The organism is Pseudomonas brassicacearum (genome assembly GCF_003732265.1).
GTDB lineage: Bacteria > Pseudomonadota > Gammaproteobacteria > Pseudomonadales > Pseudomonadaceae > Aquipseudomonas > Aquipseudomonas brassicacearum_D.
On the sequence record NZ_MOBK01000006.1, the window covers coordinates 270771 to 289383 of the forward strand.

Here is an 18613-nt window from a genome sequence, read left to right on the forward strand (position 1 = left end):
CCGCGAAATAGAGCCATCGGCACACCCGGGCGGTGATGCCGATGGCCATTCGGCAGTCTTCATGAAGATTTTTCCGTTGCCCTCTGGCGCATTCCTCTTGGAAGCCGTTACTGTGCGTCCAAAGAATAATGATCAACGGGGGAGCGTATGAAGGTGTTTTGGGGGCTGGGGAAGTTATTGACCCTGCTGTTCTGGTTGGTGGTGCTGGTCAATCTGCTCACGCCGTTTGTTTATCCGCTGCACCCGTTGGTCAATCTGGCCGGGGGCGTGCTGGCGCTGTTCCATCTGCTGGAGCTGGTGTTCTGCAACCGCAGCCTCAAAGGCCGCGCCCACCCTTGGCGTGATCGCCTGCAGATTGCCATTTTCGGCGTCTTCCATCTTCAAACTATCCCGGCTCCCTCCGCACTGAAGGCTTCCCATGCGTAATCTTTGTCTGCTCGCGGCATTTATCAGTCCATTGGCCTGCGCTCAGGTTGTCAGTGTCGAAACCAACTCGTTGATGCGCTTGCCCAACACGGCCAGTACGTTGCAGCTGGAACGACTGGAAGTCGCCGATTACGGCACCTTGCTGATTCCTTCGAATGTCACCGAAGTAATGGTGGGCGAATTGCACCTGGGGCGTGAGGCGCGAATTGCCATCGTGCCGAGTGAGCAACCACTGGAATTTAAAGTGCACCGTGCCGATTTGTCGGAAGGCAGCCAGATCACCGCGAGAGGCGCGCCGGGGAGTTTTCAGAAGGCTGCACGTTCGGGGCGCAACCTGAATTTGCAGATCAAGGCGTTGAACGCTCCGCAATTATTGGTCGATGCTCGCGGCGGCGCGGGCGCACCGGGGTTTTTCGGTCTTGACGGCGCCAATGGCCAGGACCCGGGCTGCACGTGGGGCCAGGCCGGTCGCGGAGCCGATGGCAGCGACGGCAGTGACGGTCAACCGGGTGCTCCGGGCGCGCTGGTTAGGCTGGAAGTGCCGCGCGATTACCCGGCGGATAAAATCAAGGTGCAGGTCGCTGGCGGTGCCGGTGGACTTGCAGGTCCTGGTGGTAAACCGGGGGCGGGTGGCCAGTCCAAAGGCTGTCTGGTGTACAAGGCTGATGGCGGCAAAAGTGGCCGTCCGGGTGCGGATGGCCAGCCTGGGCCTGCCGGTGCGGCGGGTTCTGTGACCGTTCAGCGCCTATAAGAACAACCGAGAACTCTGTGGCGAGGGAGCTTGCTCCCGCTGGGTTGCGGAGCAGCCCCAAGTGCGTGAGCGTTTCCGAGATTTTGCCAGTGCTACGCACTGGAGCGCGAGCAAGCCCCCTCGCCACAGGATGTGAACGACTCAGAACATCGGCCGGGCGGCAGCAATCGCCACCAGCAGCAAACCCACCATCAGATTAATCCCAACCAACCGCCGAATCTTCCCGAGCACCGCCGCCCCCGCCGGCCAATCCTGCGCCGTCACCGCAATGCGCAACTCCGGCAGCATCAACGCCTGGATCCGGATAAACAGCGCCGTCATCACCACGTACAACCCCATCATCACCTGCACATAGCGCGGCGCGGCCTCGAACCCGGCGTATTGCAGATGAATCATGCCGACACCGCTGATCGGCAGCAGCACTACCGCGACCCAGACCCAGCGGAAAAAACCTTGAAACACTTCCACCCATAGCTTCAAGCGGGCAGGGCCTTCCAGCGCTTTCATGGCAGCGGGGCGCAAGACCATCCAGGCGAAAAACATGCCGCCCACCCACACCAGGGCGGACAGGACATGCAGGGTATAAACGATGCCAAAAGGTGTCATTGGGGTACTCCGTTCTGCGCGGGATTAATTAGCGGGGTATGATAGCCGCCGAACCGAACCACTGAAAATTTATCCAGCGTTTTTAGCGCCCGACAATCCATGATCAGCACCGAACTCAAAACCACGATCCAGGGCGCCTATTCGCGTTTTCTCGAAGCCAAGAGCCTCAAGCCGCGCTACGGCCAACGCCTGATGATCGCCGAAATTGCCAAGGTCCTCGGGGATATCGACACCGACGACGAAGGTCGGCGCAGTGGCGACCCCGCGATTGTTGCGGTGGAAGCCGGCACCGGTACCGGCAAAACCGTGGCCTACAGCCTGGCGGCGATCCCGACTGCCAAGGCTGCCGGCAAACGCCTGGTGATCGCCACGGCCACCGTCGCCCTGCAAGAGCAGATCGTCTACAAGGATTTGCCGGACCTGATGCGCAACAGCGGGCTGAATTTCAGCTTCGCGCTGGCCAAGGGTCGTGGGCGCTACATGTGCCTGTCCAAGCTCGACATGTTGCTGCAGGAAGGTCACGCACAAACGGCCACGGCGCAGTTGTTCGAAGAAGAAGGCTTCAAGATCGAGGTCGACGAGGCCAGTCAGAAGCTGTTCACCAGCATGATCGAAAAACTCGCCGGCAATAAATGGGACGGCGACCGCGACAGTTGGTCCACGGCGCTGGAAGATGCCGACTGGGCGCGTCTGACCACCGATCACAGCCAGTGCACCAACCGCCATTGCCCGAACTTCGGCCAGTGCGCCTTTTATAAGGCCCGCGAAGGCATGGGCAAGGTTGACGTGATCGTCACCAACCACGACATGGTGCTGGCCGACCTGGCCCTGGGCGGCGGTGCCGTGTTGCCGGACCCGCGCGACACCATCTACGTGTTCGACGAAGGCCATCACCTGCCAGACAAGGCCATCGGCCACTTCGCCCATTACACGCGCCTGCGTTCCACTGCCGACTGGCTGGAAACCACCGCGAAAAATCTCACCAAACTGCTGGCCCAGCACCCGCTGCCCGGCGATTTGGGCAAGTTGATCGAGCAAGTGCCGGAACTGGCCCGCGAGATCAAGACCCAGCAACAATTCATGTTCACCGCCTGCGAGCAGGTCGCCGATTTCAAACCCGGCGAAGACGTCGAAGGCCGCGAACGGCCGCGACATCGCTTCGTCGGCGGGGTGATTCCCGAACATATGCGCGAGATGGGCGTCGAGCTGAAGAAGGGTTTTGCCCGGCTTACCGACCTGTTTACCCGGCTCACCGAGTTGCTCAAGGAAGGCATGGACGGCGAGGTCAACATCGGCATCGCCAGCAACCAGGCCGAAGAGTGGTACCCACTGTTCGGCAGCCTGTTGTCCCGTTCTTCGGGCAACTGGGAATTGTGGGTGGCGTTCACCGCTGAAGACCCGGAAGACAACCCGCCCATGGCCCGTTGGCTGACGCTGGCGGAAAGCGGTTCGCTGTTCGACATCGAGGTTAATGCCAGCCCGATCCTTGCGGCGGAGATGCTCCGGCGCAACCTGTGGAACGTCGCTTACGGCGCTTTGGTAACGTCGGCAACCCTGACGGCCCTCGGCACTTTCGACCGTTTCCGCATGCGCGCCGGCCTGCCGAAAAAAGCCGTGACCGCCGTGGTCCCGAGCCCGTTTCACCACGCCGATGCCGGCGTGCTGCGAGTGCCGGACCTGAAAGCCGATCCGCGTGATGCGCCGGCCCACACCGCGGCGATCATTCGTGACCTGCCGCAACTGGTTGAAGGGTCCCGGGGCACGCTGGTGCTGTTCTCTTCGCGCAAACAGATGCAGGACGTGTTCGACGGCCTCGACCGTGACTGGCGCAAGCAAGTGTTCATTCAAGGCAACCTGTCGAAACAGGAAACCTTGAACAAGCACAAGGCGCGCGTCGACGGCGGGGATTCCAGTGTGCTGTTCGGCCTCGCAAGTTTTGCCGAAGGGGTCGACTTGCCGGGCGCATACTGCGAGCACGTGGTGATCGCGAAGATTCCGTTCTCGGTGCCGGATGATCCCGTCGAAGCGGCGCTGGCGGAATGGATCGAGGCCCGTGGCGGCAATCCGTTCATGGAAATCTCCGTGCCGGATGCCTCGCTGAAACTGGTCCAGGCCTGCGGTCGCTTGCTGCGTACCGAAGAAGACCGCGGCACCATCACCTTGCTCGATCGACGTCTGGTCACCCAGCGTTACGGCAAAGCCATCCTCAATGCGCTGCCGCCGTTCCGTCGCGAAATTTCCTGATACATCGGTGGGCACATTTGCCCGCCGCGTTGTCTATCTCTCTACCATCGCTTTTCCACTGACCATTGAAGGTCGTTAGGGAGAACCACGTTCCTATGATTCGCCGTTCGTTGCCCGCTGTATTTGCCCTGATGTTCGCAGCCCCTTTGCTGGCGGCCCCCGCCGGTCAACAGACGCTGTTCAACTTTGTGCGCCCCGCTGACGTAGTCCAGGTGGCGACTCAGGACGCCAGCCTGCCGCAATCCAATGCGGAGCAAACAGCCGAAGGTGAAGTGTTGCGCCGGGTGACGTTCAATCCGGTGGCCCAGCCGAGTTTGCGTTTGACCCCGCAAACCGGCGCCTGGGACTGGTCGCAGTCGGGCGCCATGAGCTTGCGAATCCAGAGCGCAATGGATTGGGCCGTGACCCTGTACGTGAAAATCCAGAGCAATGACGGCAAGACGCTGGTCAGTCGCGTCGATTTGCCGGCCGGCCCGGCGCAGACCTTGCTCGTGCCATTGGTGGCAAGCTCATCGTTGAGCCAGGGCATGAAAGCCGGGCCGCCGATGCCAATGACGGTCGACGGGCAGCGCATTTTGCTGGCCAGCAGTGCCGGTGAACTGGATCGCAGCCAGGTGGTGTCGGTGACCCTGTCGATGGATCAACCGAAAGTCGCCCAAAACATCTTGCTCGAACGTTTTGGTGTGCAGGACGGTGATGCCGTGACCCAGGCCGTTTATGGCGGCTTGGTGGATGCTTACGGTCAGTCGACCCGGGCCAAATGGCCAGAAAAGATCAGCAGTGATGAGCAACTGAAAAGCGCCGCCGCCAAGGAACAGCAACAATTGAAAACCTGGCTGGCCGAGCGTGAGAAATCCTCCCTGGACACCTTCGGTGGCTGGACCAAAGGTCCAACGTTCAAGGCCAGTGGTTTTTTCCGCACCGAGAAACGTGACGGTCGCTGGTACCTGGTGACACCGCAAGGGCATCCGTTCTATTCGCTTGGGGTCAACACCGTGACCCCGGACGTCAACCAGACCTACGTCGCCGGCCGTGAGTGGATGTTCGAGTCCCTGCCAAAACCCGGCGAGCCGCTGGCCAGCCATTTTGGCGACGGTGACAACCGTGGCGGCAACGGTGCCGATCAGGGCCGCGGCTACAACGCCGGGCGCTGGTACGATTTTTACGGCGCCAACTTGCAACGCCTGTATGGCGAACCGTGTGCGCTGGGCAGCGACACCAAGGCCGGCGTCGCCGAAGCGGCCAAGGCTGACGCGGTCGAAGCGACGGTCGAGAAAGCTGCCGAGCCACCGGTAACGCCTTCGAACGCCGAATCCGGTGTCGCCGAAGCGGCCAAGACCGGCGCCGCAGAAGCGACCGAGGCGAAAGCAGTTGAGCAGAAACCCGCCGAACCCTGCAAAGCGGTGGTGGATGAACAACGCTGGACCGGCCACACCCTGGACCGCCTGCAAGCCTGGGGTTTCAACACCCTCGGCAACTGGAGCGCCCCGGCGCTCGGCGATGCTGATCGCGTGCCGTACACCTTGCCGCTGTCGATCGTCGGCGATTACGCCAGCATCAGCACCGGCACCGACTGGTGGGGCGGCATGCCCGACCCGTTCGACCCACGTTTCGCCATGGCCACCGAACGCGCCGTGGCCATCGCCGCCCGCGATCATCGCGACGACCCTTGGCTGATCGGCTACTACGCCGACAACGAATTGGCCTGGGCCGGTCCGGGTGACGACCCGAAAGCCCGTTATGCGCTGGCTTACGGCACTTTGAAAATGACCACCGACGTGCCGGCCAAACGCGCGTTCCTCAAGCAACTGCGCGACAAATACCGCAATCAGGCGGGGCTGTCCAAAGCGTGGGGCATCGACCTGCCGGCCTGGGAACTGATGGAAGACCCGGGCTTCGTGCCGCCGCTGCCAAGCGCGGATCACCCGGAAATCGAGGCCGACTTCAAATACTTCCAGAAGGTATTCGCGGATACCTACTTCAAGACCATCTCCGATTCGCTCAAGTGGCACGCGCCGAACCAGCTGTTGCTGGGTGGTCGTTTCGCCATCAGCACCCCGGAAGCCGTGGACTCCTGCGCCCAGTATTGCGACGTGTTGAGCTTCAACATGTACACCCTGCAACCGCAGGACGGTTACGACTTCGCCAAGCTGCGCAGCCTCGACAAACCGGTGCTGATCACCGAATTCAACTTCGGCTCGGCGGATCGCGGTCCGTTCTGGGGTGGCGTGACGCAATTGGCCAAGGAAGAAGACCGTGGGCCGGCCTACGCAAACTTCCTCAAACAGGCGCTGAGCGAGCCTTCGATTGTCGGTGTGCATTGGTTCCAGTACCTGGACCAACCCGTGACCGGGCGTTTGCTGGACGGTGAGAATGGACACTTTGGTCTGGTGGGGATTACGGATCTGCCGTTCCAGGGGTTTGTCGATTCTGTGCGCAAGAGCAATCTGGCGGCTGTCGATCAGTTGGGCAAAGAGGCCGCGAAAGCAGCGGCCGAAGCAGACAAAGCCAGCCACGATGCCGAAGGCGGCAGAAAGGCCGAGGCCGGCAAAGGCCCGGGCAGGGGAGCCGGTGGGCATTCTGGCCAAGGGCACTGAGTCCTGAAATACCGCGTTATCGTTCTTCGCGAGCAAGCCCGCTCCCACATTTAACCGAGTTCTTCCAGAAAGAATGCGATCGAATGTGGGAGCGGGCTTGCTCGCGAATGCGTCATCAGCATCAGCGATATGTTCAGGCAAGCAGATAACCTGCCGACCGCCCAGCCCAACCCTGTTCCCAAATCCCTCTAGGGCTGGAACAATGCGGGCCACTTTGTATAGCGATTATCCGGGAGCATTGCGGGTGCAGATTCAGGGTCATTACGAGCTCAAGTTCGAAGCCGTGCGCGAGGCTTTCGCGGCACTGTTCGACGATCCTCAGGAACGTGGTGCAGCCTTGTGCATCCGGGTCGGCGGTGAAACCGTCCTCGACCTCTGGGCCGGCACCGCCGACAAGGATGGCAGCGAAGCCTGGCACAGCGACACCATTGCCAACCTGTTCTCCTGCACCAAGACGTTCACCGCGGTCACGGCCCTGCAACTGGTGGCTGAAGGCAAGCTGCAACTGGACGCCCCGGTTGCCCGCTATTGGCCCGAATTTGCCGCCGCCGGCAAAGAATCCGTGACCCTGCGTCAATTGCTCTGCCATCAGGCCGGCTTGCCGGCGTTGCGCGAGTTACTGGCCCCGGAAGCGCTTTACGACTGGCAAACCATGGTCGATGCCCTTGCGGCCGAAGCGCCTTGGTGGACGCCGGGCCAAGGCCACGGCTACGCCGCGATCACTTATGGCTGGCTGGTGGGCGAGTTGCTGCGTCGTGCCGACGGTCGTGGGCCGGGCGAATCCATCGTCGCTCGCGTCGCCAAGCCATTGGGCCTGGATTTCCATGTCGGTCTGGCGGATGAAGAATTCCATCGCGTGGCGCACATCGCGCGTGGCAAGGGTAATGTCGGCGATGCCGCCGCCCAGCGCCTGTTGCAAGTGACCATGCGTGAACCGACCGCCATGACCACCCGGGCCTTCACCAATCCGCCGTCGATCATGACCAGCACCAACAAACCCGAGTGGCGGCGCATGCAACAACCCGCTGCCAACGGCCATGGCAATGCGCGCAGCCTGGCCGGGTTCTACGCCGGCCTGCTCGATGGCAGCCTGCTCGAAGGCGAAATGCTCGACGAGCTGACCCGCGAACACAGCCTCGGCGACGACAAGACTCTATTGACCCGGACCCGTTTCGGTCTGGGTTGCATGCTCGATCAACCGGACGTTCCCAACGCGACCTACGGCCTCGGCCCGCGTGCGTTCGGCCATCCGGGCGCTGGCGGCTCCATCGGTTTTGCTGACCCGGAACACGATGTAGCCTTCGGTTTTGTGACAAATACCCTGGGGCCGTACGTCTTGATGGATCCACGCGCGCAAAAGCTTGCGCGAGTACTGGCCACTTGTCTGTAAAACCCGCTCAAGGGTTCCAGTACCGGAACCCGGCAGCCTTTTCGGTTTCAAAGCGTCAGTTTGTGCGGGCCGCTTCGGTCTGACTTTTCATTACTTCATTTTTCGTGGATATCCGATGTCATCCAAACCAACTCTCGCCCTGGCCCTGTGCTTTGCTATCACCGGTTGTGCACAGACCCCAAAAAGTGATTCCGATGGTGGCAGCTGGTGGCCGTTCGGTTCGTCCGACAAAGTCGCCGCTAAAGAACCGAGCCCAGTTCCAACCCCGGCCCCGGCCCCGCTGAAACCTGCTGCCACCGCACCTGTTGCCAAAAGTGAGAGCGCCAGCCCTTGGTACTGGCCATTCGGTTCCGATGATGCCGCTGCCAAGACCACTGCCAAGCCTGAAGTAAAACCTGAAGCCAAACCGGTCCCGGTCGCCAAGGCTGATGCCGACGCGGGTAACTCGTGGTGGTGGCCGTTCGGCGGCAAGGATCAGAGCGCTGCCAAGGTTGCGCCAATCGACCCGAAAGTCACCCAGGCCTGGCTCGACGACTACGAACCGCGTCTGCGCGAAGCGATCAAGGACAGCAACCTGCAACTTGAACGCCGCGAAAACGTATTGGTAGTGACCGCGCCGGTAGAAGGCTCCTTCAACCCGGATCGTCCAGCCATGCTGCTGCCGGTCACTCTCGGTCCGTTCACCCGTGTCGCGAAAATCCTTGAAGTCGATTCGAAAACGGCGGTGCTGGTACTCGGTCACAGCGATACCTCGGGTGCCGCACCGGCCAACGTGAAACTGAGCCAGGAACGTGCACAAGCCGTCGCCGCCATCTTCCGCCTCAGCGGTTTGCAGCGTGATCGCCTGATGCTCCGCGGTATGGGCGGCGACGCCCCGCGTGCAGCCAACGACAGTGTTGAAGGGCGTGCCTTGAACCGTCGAGTGGAATTGCTGGTGACCCCGCAGAACACCATGGTGGCGCTGCTGGCCAAGTACAACATGCCGGCCCCGGCGCCAGTGACCCTAATCGCGGCCAAGGACATCAAGCCAGTGGCGACACCGGTCACCCCTGCGCCAGCAGCTAAAAAAGCAGCTGTACCGGCGACCAAAAAGGCCCCGGCCAAGAAAGCCACCGCCAAGAAGGCACCAGCTAAAACTGCAACGCCGGCGAAGAAGACGGTGCCGGCCAAAGCCGTTGCCGACGCCAAGAAAGTCGACGTCGCGGCTGACGCCACCAAAAAGTGATTCGTTAACCAAAAGGAATGCGCCATGACCCAAGGCCTGGCTGATATGCGTCGTGACTACACTCGAGATGGCCTGACCGAGGCGCAAGCCCCGGCAGAGCCGTTCGGGCTGTTCCACCAGTGGTTCGCCGACGCGGTGAAAACCGAGCAAGCGCCGGTGGAGGCGAACGCCATGACCTTGGCGACGGTCGATCAGGACGGTCGGCCTCATTGCCGCATTCTGTTGCTCAAGGGGCTGGACGAGCACGGTTTTACGTTTTTCACCAACTACGAAAGTGCCAAGGGTCAGCATCTGGCGGCGAATCCGTTCGCGGCCATGACCTTTTTCTGGCCGGCCCTGGAGCGCCAGGTGCGCATCGAAGGTCGGGTGGTGAAGGTCTCGCCGCAAGAGTCCGATGCTTATTTCCAGGTACGTCCACTGGGCAGTCGCCTCGGTGCCTGGGCGTCACCACAGAGCCGGGTGATTGCCGATCGTGCCGAGCTGGAAGCGCTGCTCAAGAACACCGAGCAACGGTTCAGCGACACAGCGCCGCACTGCCCGGATCACTGGGGCGGATATCGCTTGCTGCCGGAACGCATCGAGTTTTGGCAGGGCCGTGCGAGCCGCCTGCATGATCGCCTCAACTACCTTCTACAGGGCGCCGACTGGATTCTTGAACGTCTGGCACCCTAGGCAGTCTACCGTTCGGGATACCCTGCTGCAGCGGCCTCAAGCCACTGGGGCAGGTCCCGACGCTTGATTTTCTGTGCGTGAGCATTCGCCAGTTGCTGGAGCATGAAAGCTTTTTTCTGTTCGTCCTGCCCAGCCAACGCCAATGCCAGGTCGCGGTCCATCCAGCGTTTGATCCGCACGTACAGCCACCAATGGAAGTACAGACCGGCGACGGTTGTGATGAGAACGATGAAGTAATCCATGACAATCCTTGGGGTGTGAATGTGTTGGGGCGCCTGTACCGGGCCTGAATCAAAACATTTTTATCCCGGCGATGCCGTGACAGGCGTCAAGCTGCGGGGTTTAATGATCACCTGTCCTTTGGAGTTGATGCTATGCGTAAGTCTGTTTTGTTGGTTGCTTCCTTTTCCACGATGGCGATGTTGCTCACTGGCTGCCAATCCAGCCTGACCGGTGACTCCTACTCCCGTGATGAAGCGCGTCGTGTTCAAACGATTCGTATGGGCACCATCGAAGCGTTGCGTCCAGTGAAAATCGAAGGCACCAAAACCCCAATCGGCGGCGCTGCAGGCGCAGTGGTCGGCGGCGTTGGCGGTAGCGCCATCGGCGGCGGCAAAGGCAGCATCGTCGCGGCGGTCATCGGCGCAGTTGCCGGCGGTCTGGTAGGTTCGGCAGCCGAAGAAGGCCTGACCCGCACCCAAGGCGTCGAAATCACCGTTCGCGAAGACGACGGCAGCATGCGCGCCTATGTTCAGCAAGTTCAGGAGAATGAAGTGTTCCGCGTTGGCGAGCGGGTGCGGATTGCTACTGTAGACGGTACGAGCCGCGTTTCGCACTAAGCGGGAATGGGTAAAGAAAAACCCCGATCAGGTGACTGGTCGGGGTTTTTTATTTGGGATAAACATTGAGCGCCGTTTCTATCTAGGCGTTGCAGGTCAACTGAAATAGATACGCCGGATCATAAATTTTCTTGCCCAGTATTCCTTCCAGCGCACCAAGCTGCTCGATGGTGAGGTTGTATCCCTCCCAGCCTTGTTGCTCTGTCGTCCAACCCATAATTTCTTTTAGTTCTTTTTCGTAACCACCCGGCAATTTTTCTTCGAATGCGATGAGCTCCGTTTTCTTATCAAATACTTCTATGACGTAAATCATGGTTCCACCCTCCTAGTCTTATCTGCGGGTTTTGTCTGCTCGCCCGTAGTTGGATCAAATTCGCCGAGATGGTGGCCACGTTTGTCGTACATCTCGACAGCTCCGTGCTGTGAGTCCCATTCGAAAATTATCCCTTTTGGGTTTTTCCATCGCTTCCTAAGACCGCACCGCCCTTTATGGGAGTTTTACGATTTTATTTTGTCGCCTGAGGAAAAGCAGTAAGGCTTCTCGGTGCCGGATAGTAATTCTGATCAGAAACACTCACCACAATGTAAACCGGCTTCACCCCCGACCCCACCGGAAACACAAGAATGAAATCCTTGTACTCAGGCGGATACACCGGGTTCACGATGATGCTGGCCGCCGCCGGCGTTGGCGGATACACCCAGATATGCGGCGCCTGCGGTGCAGCCTCCAGCGCTGGAATGCCAAGGGTGTCCGAGCCATCAACGGCCGGCGTCCAGATCAGTTCAACGCCTTCTCCGAGATCCGCCACCTGCTGGCTGCCGCGCCGTGTGAACTGCACGACATCGACCATTTCCCAATCGCGATTCTTGCCGGTGTAAAACCCGTAGCCCTTGAGACTGCCATCGGCCTGTTGCTCGACCTGCAAACGAACGCGGGTTCTGGCCTGTTTCAGGGTACGTAGTTGATCTTCGGTATAGAGCGCGCTGTCACCCAGGCTCGGCGTCCAGAACAACGCGATGACACCGGCCAATGTGGCGGCAGTGGCAGCCTCAAGGGCTAATAAAGGTACAGCGAGCGCCGGGGCTCTAAGTGCCAGTCGACCTACGCCGAGCGAGACGGTACTGCCGCTGATGGTTTCGAGATTCAGCAGTCCGGCATCGTCTGCACCACGAGCACCGAGCCAGGCAATTTCGCCGTAATCCTTGAGGCTGTCGGTCGGAACCACACCTGAAGGATTCGAGTAATCGATGATGGCGTCCGGCAGGTTGCAGGACTTGGCGAAGACGCATCCCGCGCGAGGGATTTCGGGTTTTTTTGTCGAGGCCTGAAACCGATCTTCAAAAGCCTGCTGACGCGCGAGCATGGCGTCATAAGCGCTTTGCCGGGCATCGCGCTCAGCCAGTTCGGTGGCCGTCATGAAGCGGTGGGTGACGTGATGACCGTCACCGGAGGACGGGTTTTTAACCCTTGGGACTTCCTTGTTGCCAGCCACTGATCTTCCTTGCGTTCGTCCGTCGACAGCCCCCGATAAAGGAGCTGTGCGACGTTAACGAACGAGGCGAATCGTGGCTGTAGGACGAATCCTTGATGCTTCTAGGAGCGTTCTCTTTCGCTCAGGATTGCAGCACGGCGCTCTTGCGACTCGCCATCGCAGTCACCGCATAACCGATCAATGCCGCGAGAATCGAACCGGTCAGAATGCCCATCCGGTCCATCCCGGCGTAGTCGCTGACGCCTGGCTCAAACGCCAGGGAACCGACGAACAGGCTCATGGTGAAACCGATCCCGCAGAGGATTGATACACCCAGCACATGGCCCCAGTTGGCGCCTTGGGGCAGGGCGGCGATGCCGATTTTCACCGCCAGCCAGGTCAGGCCGAACACACCCACGGTTTTACCCAGCAGCAGGCCGGTGGCGATACCCATCGGTACATGGTGAGTGAAGCTCTCCATGGTCACGCCGCTCAGGGACAGGCCGGCGTTGGCGAAGGCGAACAGCGGCAGGATGCCGTAAGCCACCCACGGATGCAGGGCGTGTTCAAGGGTCAGCAGTGGCGAAGACTCGGCGTTTTTGGTGCGCAGCGGAATGCAGAACGCCAGGGTCACACCGGCCAACGTGGCGTGGACGCCGCTCTTGAGCACGCAGACCCAGAGGATCAAACCAATGATCATGTACGGCCCAAGCTTCACCACGCCGAGCCGGTTCATGGCAATCAGCGCGATGATGCAGGCGGCCGCCAGCGCCAACGACAGCGTCGACAGGGTGCCGGAATAGAAGATGGCGATGACGATGATCGCGCCCAGGTCGTCGATGATCGCCAGGGTCATCAGGAAGAGCTTCAGCGATACCGGCACGCGCTTGCCCAGCAAGGCGAGTACGCCGAGGGCAAAGGCGATGTCGGTGGCCATCGGGATGGCCCAACCGCCCAGGGCTGCCGGGTCGTCACGGTTCAGAAACCAGTAGAGCAGCGCCGGCACGACCATACCGCCGATCGCCGCGGCGCCGGGCAGGACGATTTGCGACGGTTTCGACAACTGGCCGTCGAGGACTTCACGCTTCACTTCCAGGCCGATCAGCAGGAAGAACATCGCCATCAGGCCGTCGTTGATCCACAACAACAACGGCTTGGCGATTTTCAGCGCGCCGATCTGCGCGACGACAGGGGTGTCGAGCAGCCCGCTGTAGAGCCACGACAGTGACGAGTTGTTGATGATTAAAGCCAGGGCTGCCGCGGCGATCAGTAACAGACCGCTGGCAGCTTCCAACTGAAAGAAACGCGTGAAAGTGCTACGCAGAGGCAAGGTCGCTCTCCATCGATGAATTCAAAAGGTGGCACACCCTAACCCGTACTCTTAGTTGTTAAAACAAAAGTTATATTCTTTTTTGTTATATGCCGTAACAACGTGAAGGACGGGACCGGACTTGAGCCTAGCAGTTGCCGGCCGTATTGAACGTCAGCTGTACCTGTGCGTGCTGTAGGTTTTTTCCTAAGCTTAAAGGCTGAGCCTTACAAGAAGGCCGACTCAACGAGAAAACCACCATGAGCGACAACCGACAGTGGGCCCGCGAAGCCATCCGGATCATCGAAGCGGACTTTCAGCGCAGCGCCGATACCCACCTGATCCCCTTGCCGCTGCCGGGTTTTCCAGGCATTGAATTGTATTTCAAGGACGAGTCCAGCCACCCCACCGGCAGCCTCAAGCACCGTCTGGCGCGCTCGTTGTTCCTGTATGCGTTGTGTAATGGCTGGCTCAAGCCCGGTGCGCCGGTGATCGAGGCGTCCAGCGGTTCGACAGCGATTTCCGAGGCGTACTTCGCCAACTTGCTGGGTTTGCCTTTTATTGCGGTGATGCCGGCGACCACCTCGAAAGAGAAGATCGCGCAAATCGCTTTCTATGGTGGCAAGAGTCATCTGGTCGACGACCCGACCCAGATCTACGCCGAATCCGAACGGCTGGCGCGCGAGCACGATGGACATTTCATCGACCAGTTCACCTACGCCGAGCGCGCCACTGACTGGCGGGCGAACAACAACATCGCCGAATCAATCTTCCATCAGATGCGTTTCGAAAAGCATCCCGAGCCGAGCTGGCTGATCTCCAGCCCCGGCACCGGCGGCACCACCGCAACACTCGGTCGTTACGTGCGTTATCGCCAACATTGCACCCGTGTGTTGTGCGCCGATGCCGAGCGCTCGGTGTTTTTCGATTACTACCAGACCGGCGATGCCAGCCTGCGCCTGGAGTGCGGTTCGCGGATCGAAGGGATCGGCCGGCCACGGGTGGAAGCGTCGTTCCTGCCCAAGGTGATTGATGCCATGGTCAAAGTACCGGACGCGTTGTCCCTGGCGGCCATGCACTATCTGGCGCAGCGGTTGGGTCGGCGAGTGGGCGGGTCGAGCGGGACAAACCTGATCGGCGCCTTGATGGCGGCTCAGCAGATGGCAGCGGCGGGGGAGTCGGGGTCGATCGTGGCGATTCTGTGTGATGGCGGCGAACGTTATGCCACCACGTACTACGATCAGGATTGGCTCAAGGGCCAGGGGTATGAGTTGAGTGGTTTGATGGAGACGGTGGCGGCGAGTGTCGAGCGTGGTGAGGCGCTACCATCGACGGTGCTGCGCGCCAACATCTGACACACCGAAGATCAAATGTGGGAGCGGGCTTGCTCGCGAAAGCGGTGGATCAGTCAACATATCTGTTGAATGTGAAACCGCTTTCGCGAGCAAGCCCGCTCCCACATTTAGTTTGTGTCAGGCTTCCAGGCCGAGGATGTCGCGGGCCACAGCTTCCGCAATCCGAATACCATCCACACCCGCCGACAGAATCCCGCCCGCATAACCCGCGCCTTCACCCGCCGGGAACAAGCCCTTCACGTTCAGGCTCTGCATCGACTCATTGCGAGTAATGCGCAGCGGCGACGAGGTGCGTGTCTCGATCCCGGTCAACACCGCGTCATGCAGCGAATAACCGCGAATCTGCTTCTCGAATGCCGGCAACGCTTCACGAATCGCTTCAATGGCAAACGCAGGCAAGGCCAACGCCAAATCACCCAAAGCAACGCCCGGCTTGTAGGACGGTTCAACACTGCCCAACTCAGTCGACGGCTTGCCGGCAATGAAGTCGCCGACCAGTTGCGCCGGCGCTTCATAGTTGCTGCCACCCAGCACAAAGGCATGGGATTCCAGGCGTTCCTGCAATTCGATGCCGGCCAGCGGGCCGCCCGGGTAATCGACTTCCGGGGTGATGCCGACCACGATCCCGGAGTTGGCGTTGCGCTCGTTACGCGAATACTGGCTCATGCCGTTGGTGACCACGCGGTTCGGCTCGGAAGTCGCCGCGACCACGGTGCCGCCCGGGCACATGCAGAAGCTGTAGACCGAACGACCATTCTTGGCGTGGTGCACCAGTTTGTAGTCGGCGGCCCCGAGTTTCGGGTGCCCGGCGTACTTGCCCAACCGTGCGCGGTCGATCAGCGACTGCGGGTGTTCAATGCGGAAACCCACAGAAAATGGCTTGGCTTCCATGAACACGCCACGGCCGTGGAGCATGCGGAACGTGTCCCGGGCACTGTGGCCGAGAGCCAGAATCACGTGTTTCGAATGGATCTGCTCGCCACCATCGAGCTCGACGCCGACCAGTTGGCCATCGTCGATCAACACATCGGTGACGCGTTGCTGGAAGCGGACTTCGCCGCCCAGTGCGCGAATCTGCTCACGCATGTTTTCCACGACACCGGTCAGGCGGAACGTACCGATGTGCGGTTTGCTGACGTAGAGGATTTCGTCCGGCGCACCGGCCTTGACGAACTCGTGCAGGACTTTGCGGCCGATGAATTTCGGGTCCTTGATCTGGCTGTAGAGCTTGCCGTCGGAGAACGTCCCCGCGCCGCCTTCACCGAACTGCACGTTCGACTCCGGGTTCAGCACGCTTTTACGCCACAGGCCCCAAGTGTCCTTGGTGCGCTGACGCACTTCGGTGCCGCGTTCGAGGATGATCGGCTTGAAGCCCATTTGCGCGAGCAGCAGCCCGGCGAAAATACCGCACGGCCCGAAACCGACGACAACAGGACGTTGCTGCAGATCGGCCGGGGCGTGGCCAACCACTTTGTAGCTGACATCCGGCGCCACGTTGACGTTACGGTCATCGGCGAACTTGTGCAGTATTGCGGCCTCATCCTTGGCGGTGAGGTCGATGGTGTAGATGAAGCACAGTTCGGAGGACTTTTTGCGCGCATCGTAGCTGCGCTTGAACAAGGTGAAATCGAGCAGGTCATCGCTGGCGATGCCCAGGCGCTGCACGATGGCAGGGCGCAGGTCTTCTTCGGGATGGTCGATCGGCAACTTCAGTTCAGTGATTCGTAACATGGCAAGACCCGGTTCGCGGGGCGCACAACTGCGCCAAGGCGTTGGAAACCGGTGATTATAAGCCCCAAAGACGGATTCCGTGAGGCTTAAACGATCAGTCGTTACGCGCACCGCCGAAATACGCGCAACCGCGCTGTACCTGGCCATTGATGCGCAGTTCGGCGCTCATGTGCTGGACGCTGCCGGTGGTGCTGTCGGTGCAGCGTTGCGGTGCGACCCACAGTTCGATGTGCTGGTTATTGGCTTCGGTACTGAGATTGAAGCGGCCATCGCCCAGCTGTTCTTCCACATAAGGGACGGCCAGGGGCGGTTGACCGGCGTGATCGATCACCATGCCTTTGCCGCTGACCTTGACGTTCCACTCAGGCGAGTGACCGGTCGCGCGCAGAATCTGCAGTTTGAAATTGGGATCGTCGCAGGCCGTGCCCGAGCGCTCGACGCGGTACAGCTGCTCCAGATCGAGGCGGCTGTCGATGATGCGCCCGCGCACATCGGCAAACAACTTGCCCTTGGTATCAGCCAGGGACGCCGCCTGTTGCAGCACGCTGGTGCCGCCGGTGTCGTTGACCACATAGCTGCTGGTTTCATTGCAGGGCTGGAACAGCAACTTGCCGTCCGCCGCCGTCAATTGGCCTTGCATGCGGGTCTGACCCACGTGGGAGGCGCTTTCACGCGGGCCATCAAACAACTGACAGGCGGCAAACAGCGGCAGCAGGGCAACGACGACTAAGGAACGGGCAACACGCATCTTTGGCTCTCCAGACAAGTGCCGCCACGTTACTCAGGCACGCCTGCGATCACAAGGCTTGTGTGCCAGGGATTGAGTTGCCGGGTGCGTCCCAGCATAGTGGCGCCCTTGTTCAGGATCGGGCCCACTTGCGCATGAACCAACACCTGTCTGTTTTCCCCAAACGGTTGTACGCACTGGATGCGCTACGCGGTATCGCGGCGTTGGCGGTGGTGTTCTGGCATTGGCAGCATTTCTTTTTTCAAGGAGCGTTGCCGGGCCCGCTGCAAACCGGACAGCAACCGTTCTACAGCGTGTTCGCCTTGTTTTATCGACACGGTGGCGATGCGGTCGCGTTATTCTTCAGTTTGTCCGGGTTCATCTTTTTCTGGTTGTTCGGTCAGGCCCTGGCGCGCAGGGACCTGACCGCAAAACAGTTCTTCATCGAGCGTTTCAGCCGCATCTATCCGCTGCATCTGGCGACCTTCGCCGCTGTTGCGCTATTGCAGATGATCTACACACGGCACACGGGGAGCGCCTTTGTTTATCCGTTCAACGATTTCTATCACGGCGTGTTGAACCTGTTTCTCGCCCCGGCGTGGGGATTGGAACAAGGCTGGTCATTCAACGCCCCAGCCTGGTCGATTTCGGTTGAAGTGCTGCTCTACGCGGCGTTCTTCTTGCTGTGGCGCTATTCGCCCCTGCCCATACTGATCAGCCTGTTATTGATCGCTGTGGCCGCTTACGTCTTTCCGGCGCAATACAAAGTCACGCTGGGCGTGTTCAGTTTTTTCTGCGGTGGCGTTGGCTATGTGTGGGTGGCGTGGCTGCTGCAACGAATGCCACCGCGCTGGGTGGGAATGGGTTTGACGATCGGGTGTGTGGCAGGGTGGTGGTTGTTTGGCGCTGATCAGCCGTTGATCAAGTTTGCGCTGTTGTTCCCGCTGACAACCATGGCCATTGCAGCCTGTCATCAGGTACTGGAACCGGTTGCCCGGCGCCTGGCGTGGCTGGGGGATATCAGCTACGCCTCCTATTTGCTGCATTTCCCGTTGCAAATTATCGTCGCGCTGCTGGCCGATAAATTCTTTCCGGGGCGAAGCGTTTTTTATCAGCCGTGGACGTTGCTGCTGTTCTTTGCGGTACTGGTCGGTGCCAGCCTGATCTGCCATCGCTGGTTCGAACGGCCAATGCAACAGTGGCTGCGACGGTTCGGGCGCGAGCGCCTGGCGAGCGGTGTGATCGCTCGCCAGTAACGCCTGTCAGAAA

General features: G+C 60.3%; 16 protein-coding genes and 1 pseudogene. 10 read left to right on the plus strand and 7 right to left on the minus strand.

The window, feature by feature from the left end:
* The first annotated feature begins 147 nt into the window (after positions 1-147).
* Both BK660_RS13945 and BK660_RS13950 read left to right on the plus strand, forming a co-directional pair.
* Entirely contained in the window at positions 148-426 is a 279-nt protein-coding gene (locus tag BK660_RS13945) for a DUF1145 domain-containing protein (RefSeq protein WP_123433756.1), read from the plus strand.
* A complete protein-coding gene (locus tag BK660_RS13950; RefSeq protein ID WP_123433757.1) occupies positions 419-1177 on the plus strand; it encodes a collagen-like protein in 759 nt (252 codons plus the stop codon). The genes BK660_RS13945 and BK660_RS13950 overlap by 8 nt, the downstream gene beginning before the upstream one ends.
* Positions 1178-1318: 141 nt before the next feature.
* On the opposite strand, the gene BK660_RS13955 is transcribed toward BK660_RS13950, so the two are convergent.
* On the minus strand, positions 1319-1783 hold the full coding sequence (locus BK660_RS13955) for a CopD family protein (protein ID WP_123433758.1): 465 nt from the start codon (positions 1781-1783) through the stop codon (positions 1319-1321).
* 99 nt (positions 1784-1882) lie between these two features.
* Here BK660_RS13955 and dinG point away from each other — a divergent pair, with 99 nt between their 5' ends.
* The 5 genes from dinG to pdxH all read left to right on the plus strand — a co-directional run bounded on the left by dinG (position 1883) and on the right by pdxH (position 9911).
* Positions 1883-4027, plus strand: coding sequence for an ATP-dependent DNA helicase DinG (dinG, locus tag BK660_RS13960; RefSeq protein WP_027925648.1), 2145 nt, complete (start codon positions 1883-1885; stop codon positions 4025-4027).
* A gap of 95 nt (positions 4028-4122) precedes the next feature.
* Positions 4123-6624, plus strand: coding sequence for a beta-galactosidase (locus BK660_RS13965; RefSeq protein WP_123433759.1), 2502 nt, complete (start codon positions 4123-4125; stop codon positions 6622-6624).
* A gap of 244 nt (positions 6625-6868) precedes the next feature.
* Positions 6869-8014 carry a serine hydrolase domain-containing protein gene (locus tag BK660_RS13970; protein ID WP_123433760.1) on the plus strand — a complete coding sequence of 382 codons (1146 nt, stop codon included), beginning with the start codon at positions 6869-6871 and terminating at the stop codon, positions 8012-8014.
* Positions 8015-8129: 115 nt separating this feature from the next.
* Positions 8130-9239: an OmpA family protein gene (locus BK660_RS13975; RefSeq protein WP_123433761.1), complete on the plus strand. Its 1110-nt coding sequence runs from the start codon at positions 8130-8132 to the stop codon at positions 9237-9239.
* Between the two features lie 24 nt (positions 9240-9263).
* Positions 9264-9911: a pyridoxamine 5'-phosphate oxidase gene (gene pdxH, locus BK660_RS13980; protein ID WP_123433762.1), complete on the plus strand. Its 648-nt coding sequence runs from the start codon at positions 9264-9266 to the stop codon at positions 9909-9911.
* A gap of 5 nt (positions 9912-9916) precedes the next feature.
* Here pdxH and BK660_RS13985 read toward each other — a convergent pair whose 3' ends face one another.
* Positions 9917-10153, minus strand: a complete 237-nt coding sequence (locus BK660_RS13985) for a hypothetical protein (RefSeq protein ID WP_123433763.1) — start codon at positions 10151-10153, stop codon at positions 9917-9919.
* Between the two features lie 132 nt (positions 10154-10285).
* Here BK660_RS13985 and BK660_RS13990 point away from each other — a divergent pair, with 132 nt between their 5' ends.
* Complete coding sequence (locus BK660_RS13990; protein ID WP_123433764.1) at positions 10286-10750, plus strand: outer membrane lipoprotein; 465 nt, start codon at positions 10286-10288, stop codon at positions 10748-10750.
* 82 nt (positions 10751-10832) lie between these two features.
* On the opposite strand, the gene BK660_RS13995 is transcribed toward BK660_RS13990, so the two are convergent.
* From BK660_RS13995 to nhaA, 3 genes and pseudogenes are all read right to left on the minus strand, one after another.
* A complete protein-coding gene (locus tag BK660_RS13995; protein ID WP_123433765.1) occupies positions 10833-11063 on the minus strand; it encodes a DUF7683 domain-containing protein in 231 nt (76 codons plus the stop codon).
* Positions 11060-12243: pseudogene (locus BK660_RS14000) on the minus strand (colicin E3/pyocin S6 family cytotoxin). The gene BK660_RS13995 and the pseudogene BK660_RS14000 overlap by 4 nt, the downstream one beginning before the upstream one ends.
* Before the next feature lie 121 nt (positions 12244-12364).
* Positions 12365-13552 (minus strand): Na+/H+ antiporter NhaA, encoded by a 1188-nt coding sequence (gene nhaA / locus BK660_RS14005; RefSeq protein WP_123433766.1) that lies wholly within the window; start codon positions 13550-13552, stop codon positions 12365-12367.
* A 239-nt stretch (positions 13553-13791) separates the two neighbouring features.
* Here nhaA and BK660_RS14010 point away from each other — a divergent pair, with 239 nt between their 5' ends.
* Entirely contained in the window at positions 13792-14886 is a 1095-nt protein-coding gene (locus BK660_RS14010; protein ID WP_123433767.1) for a PLP-dependent cysteine synthase family protein, read from the plus strand.
* A 117-nt stretch (positions 14887-15003) separates the two neighbouring features.
* Here BK660_RS14010 and BK660_RS14020 read toward each other — a convergent pair whose 3' ends face one another.
* Together BK660_RS14020 and BK660_RS14025 are read right to left on the minus strand one after the other, a co-directional pair.
* Entirely contained in the window at positions 15004-16617 is a 1614-nt protein-coding gene (locus BK660_RS14020) for an NAD(P)/FAD-dependent oxidoreductase (protein WP_123433768.1), read from the minus strand.
* 94 nt (positions 16618-16711) lie between these two features.
* Positions 16712-17365: a COG3650 family protein gene (locus BK660_RS14025; protein WP_123433769.1), complete on the minus strand. Its 654-nt coding sequence runs from the start codon at positions 17363-17365 to the stop codon at positions 16712-16714.
* Positions 17366-17499: 134 nt separating this feature from the next.
* Here BK660_RS14025 and BK660_RS14030 point away from each other — a divergent pair, with 134 nt between their 5' ends.
* The gene (locus BK660_RS14030; RefSeq protein WP_123433770.1) at positions 17500-18600 is read left to right on the plus strand and encodes an acyltransferase family protein; all 1101 of its coding nucleotides are present in this window, start codon (positions 17500-17502) and stop codon (positions 18598-18600) included.
* Positions 18601-18613: the final 13 nt, after the last annotated feature.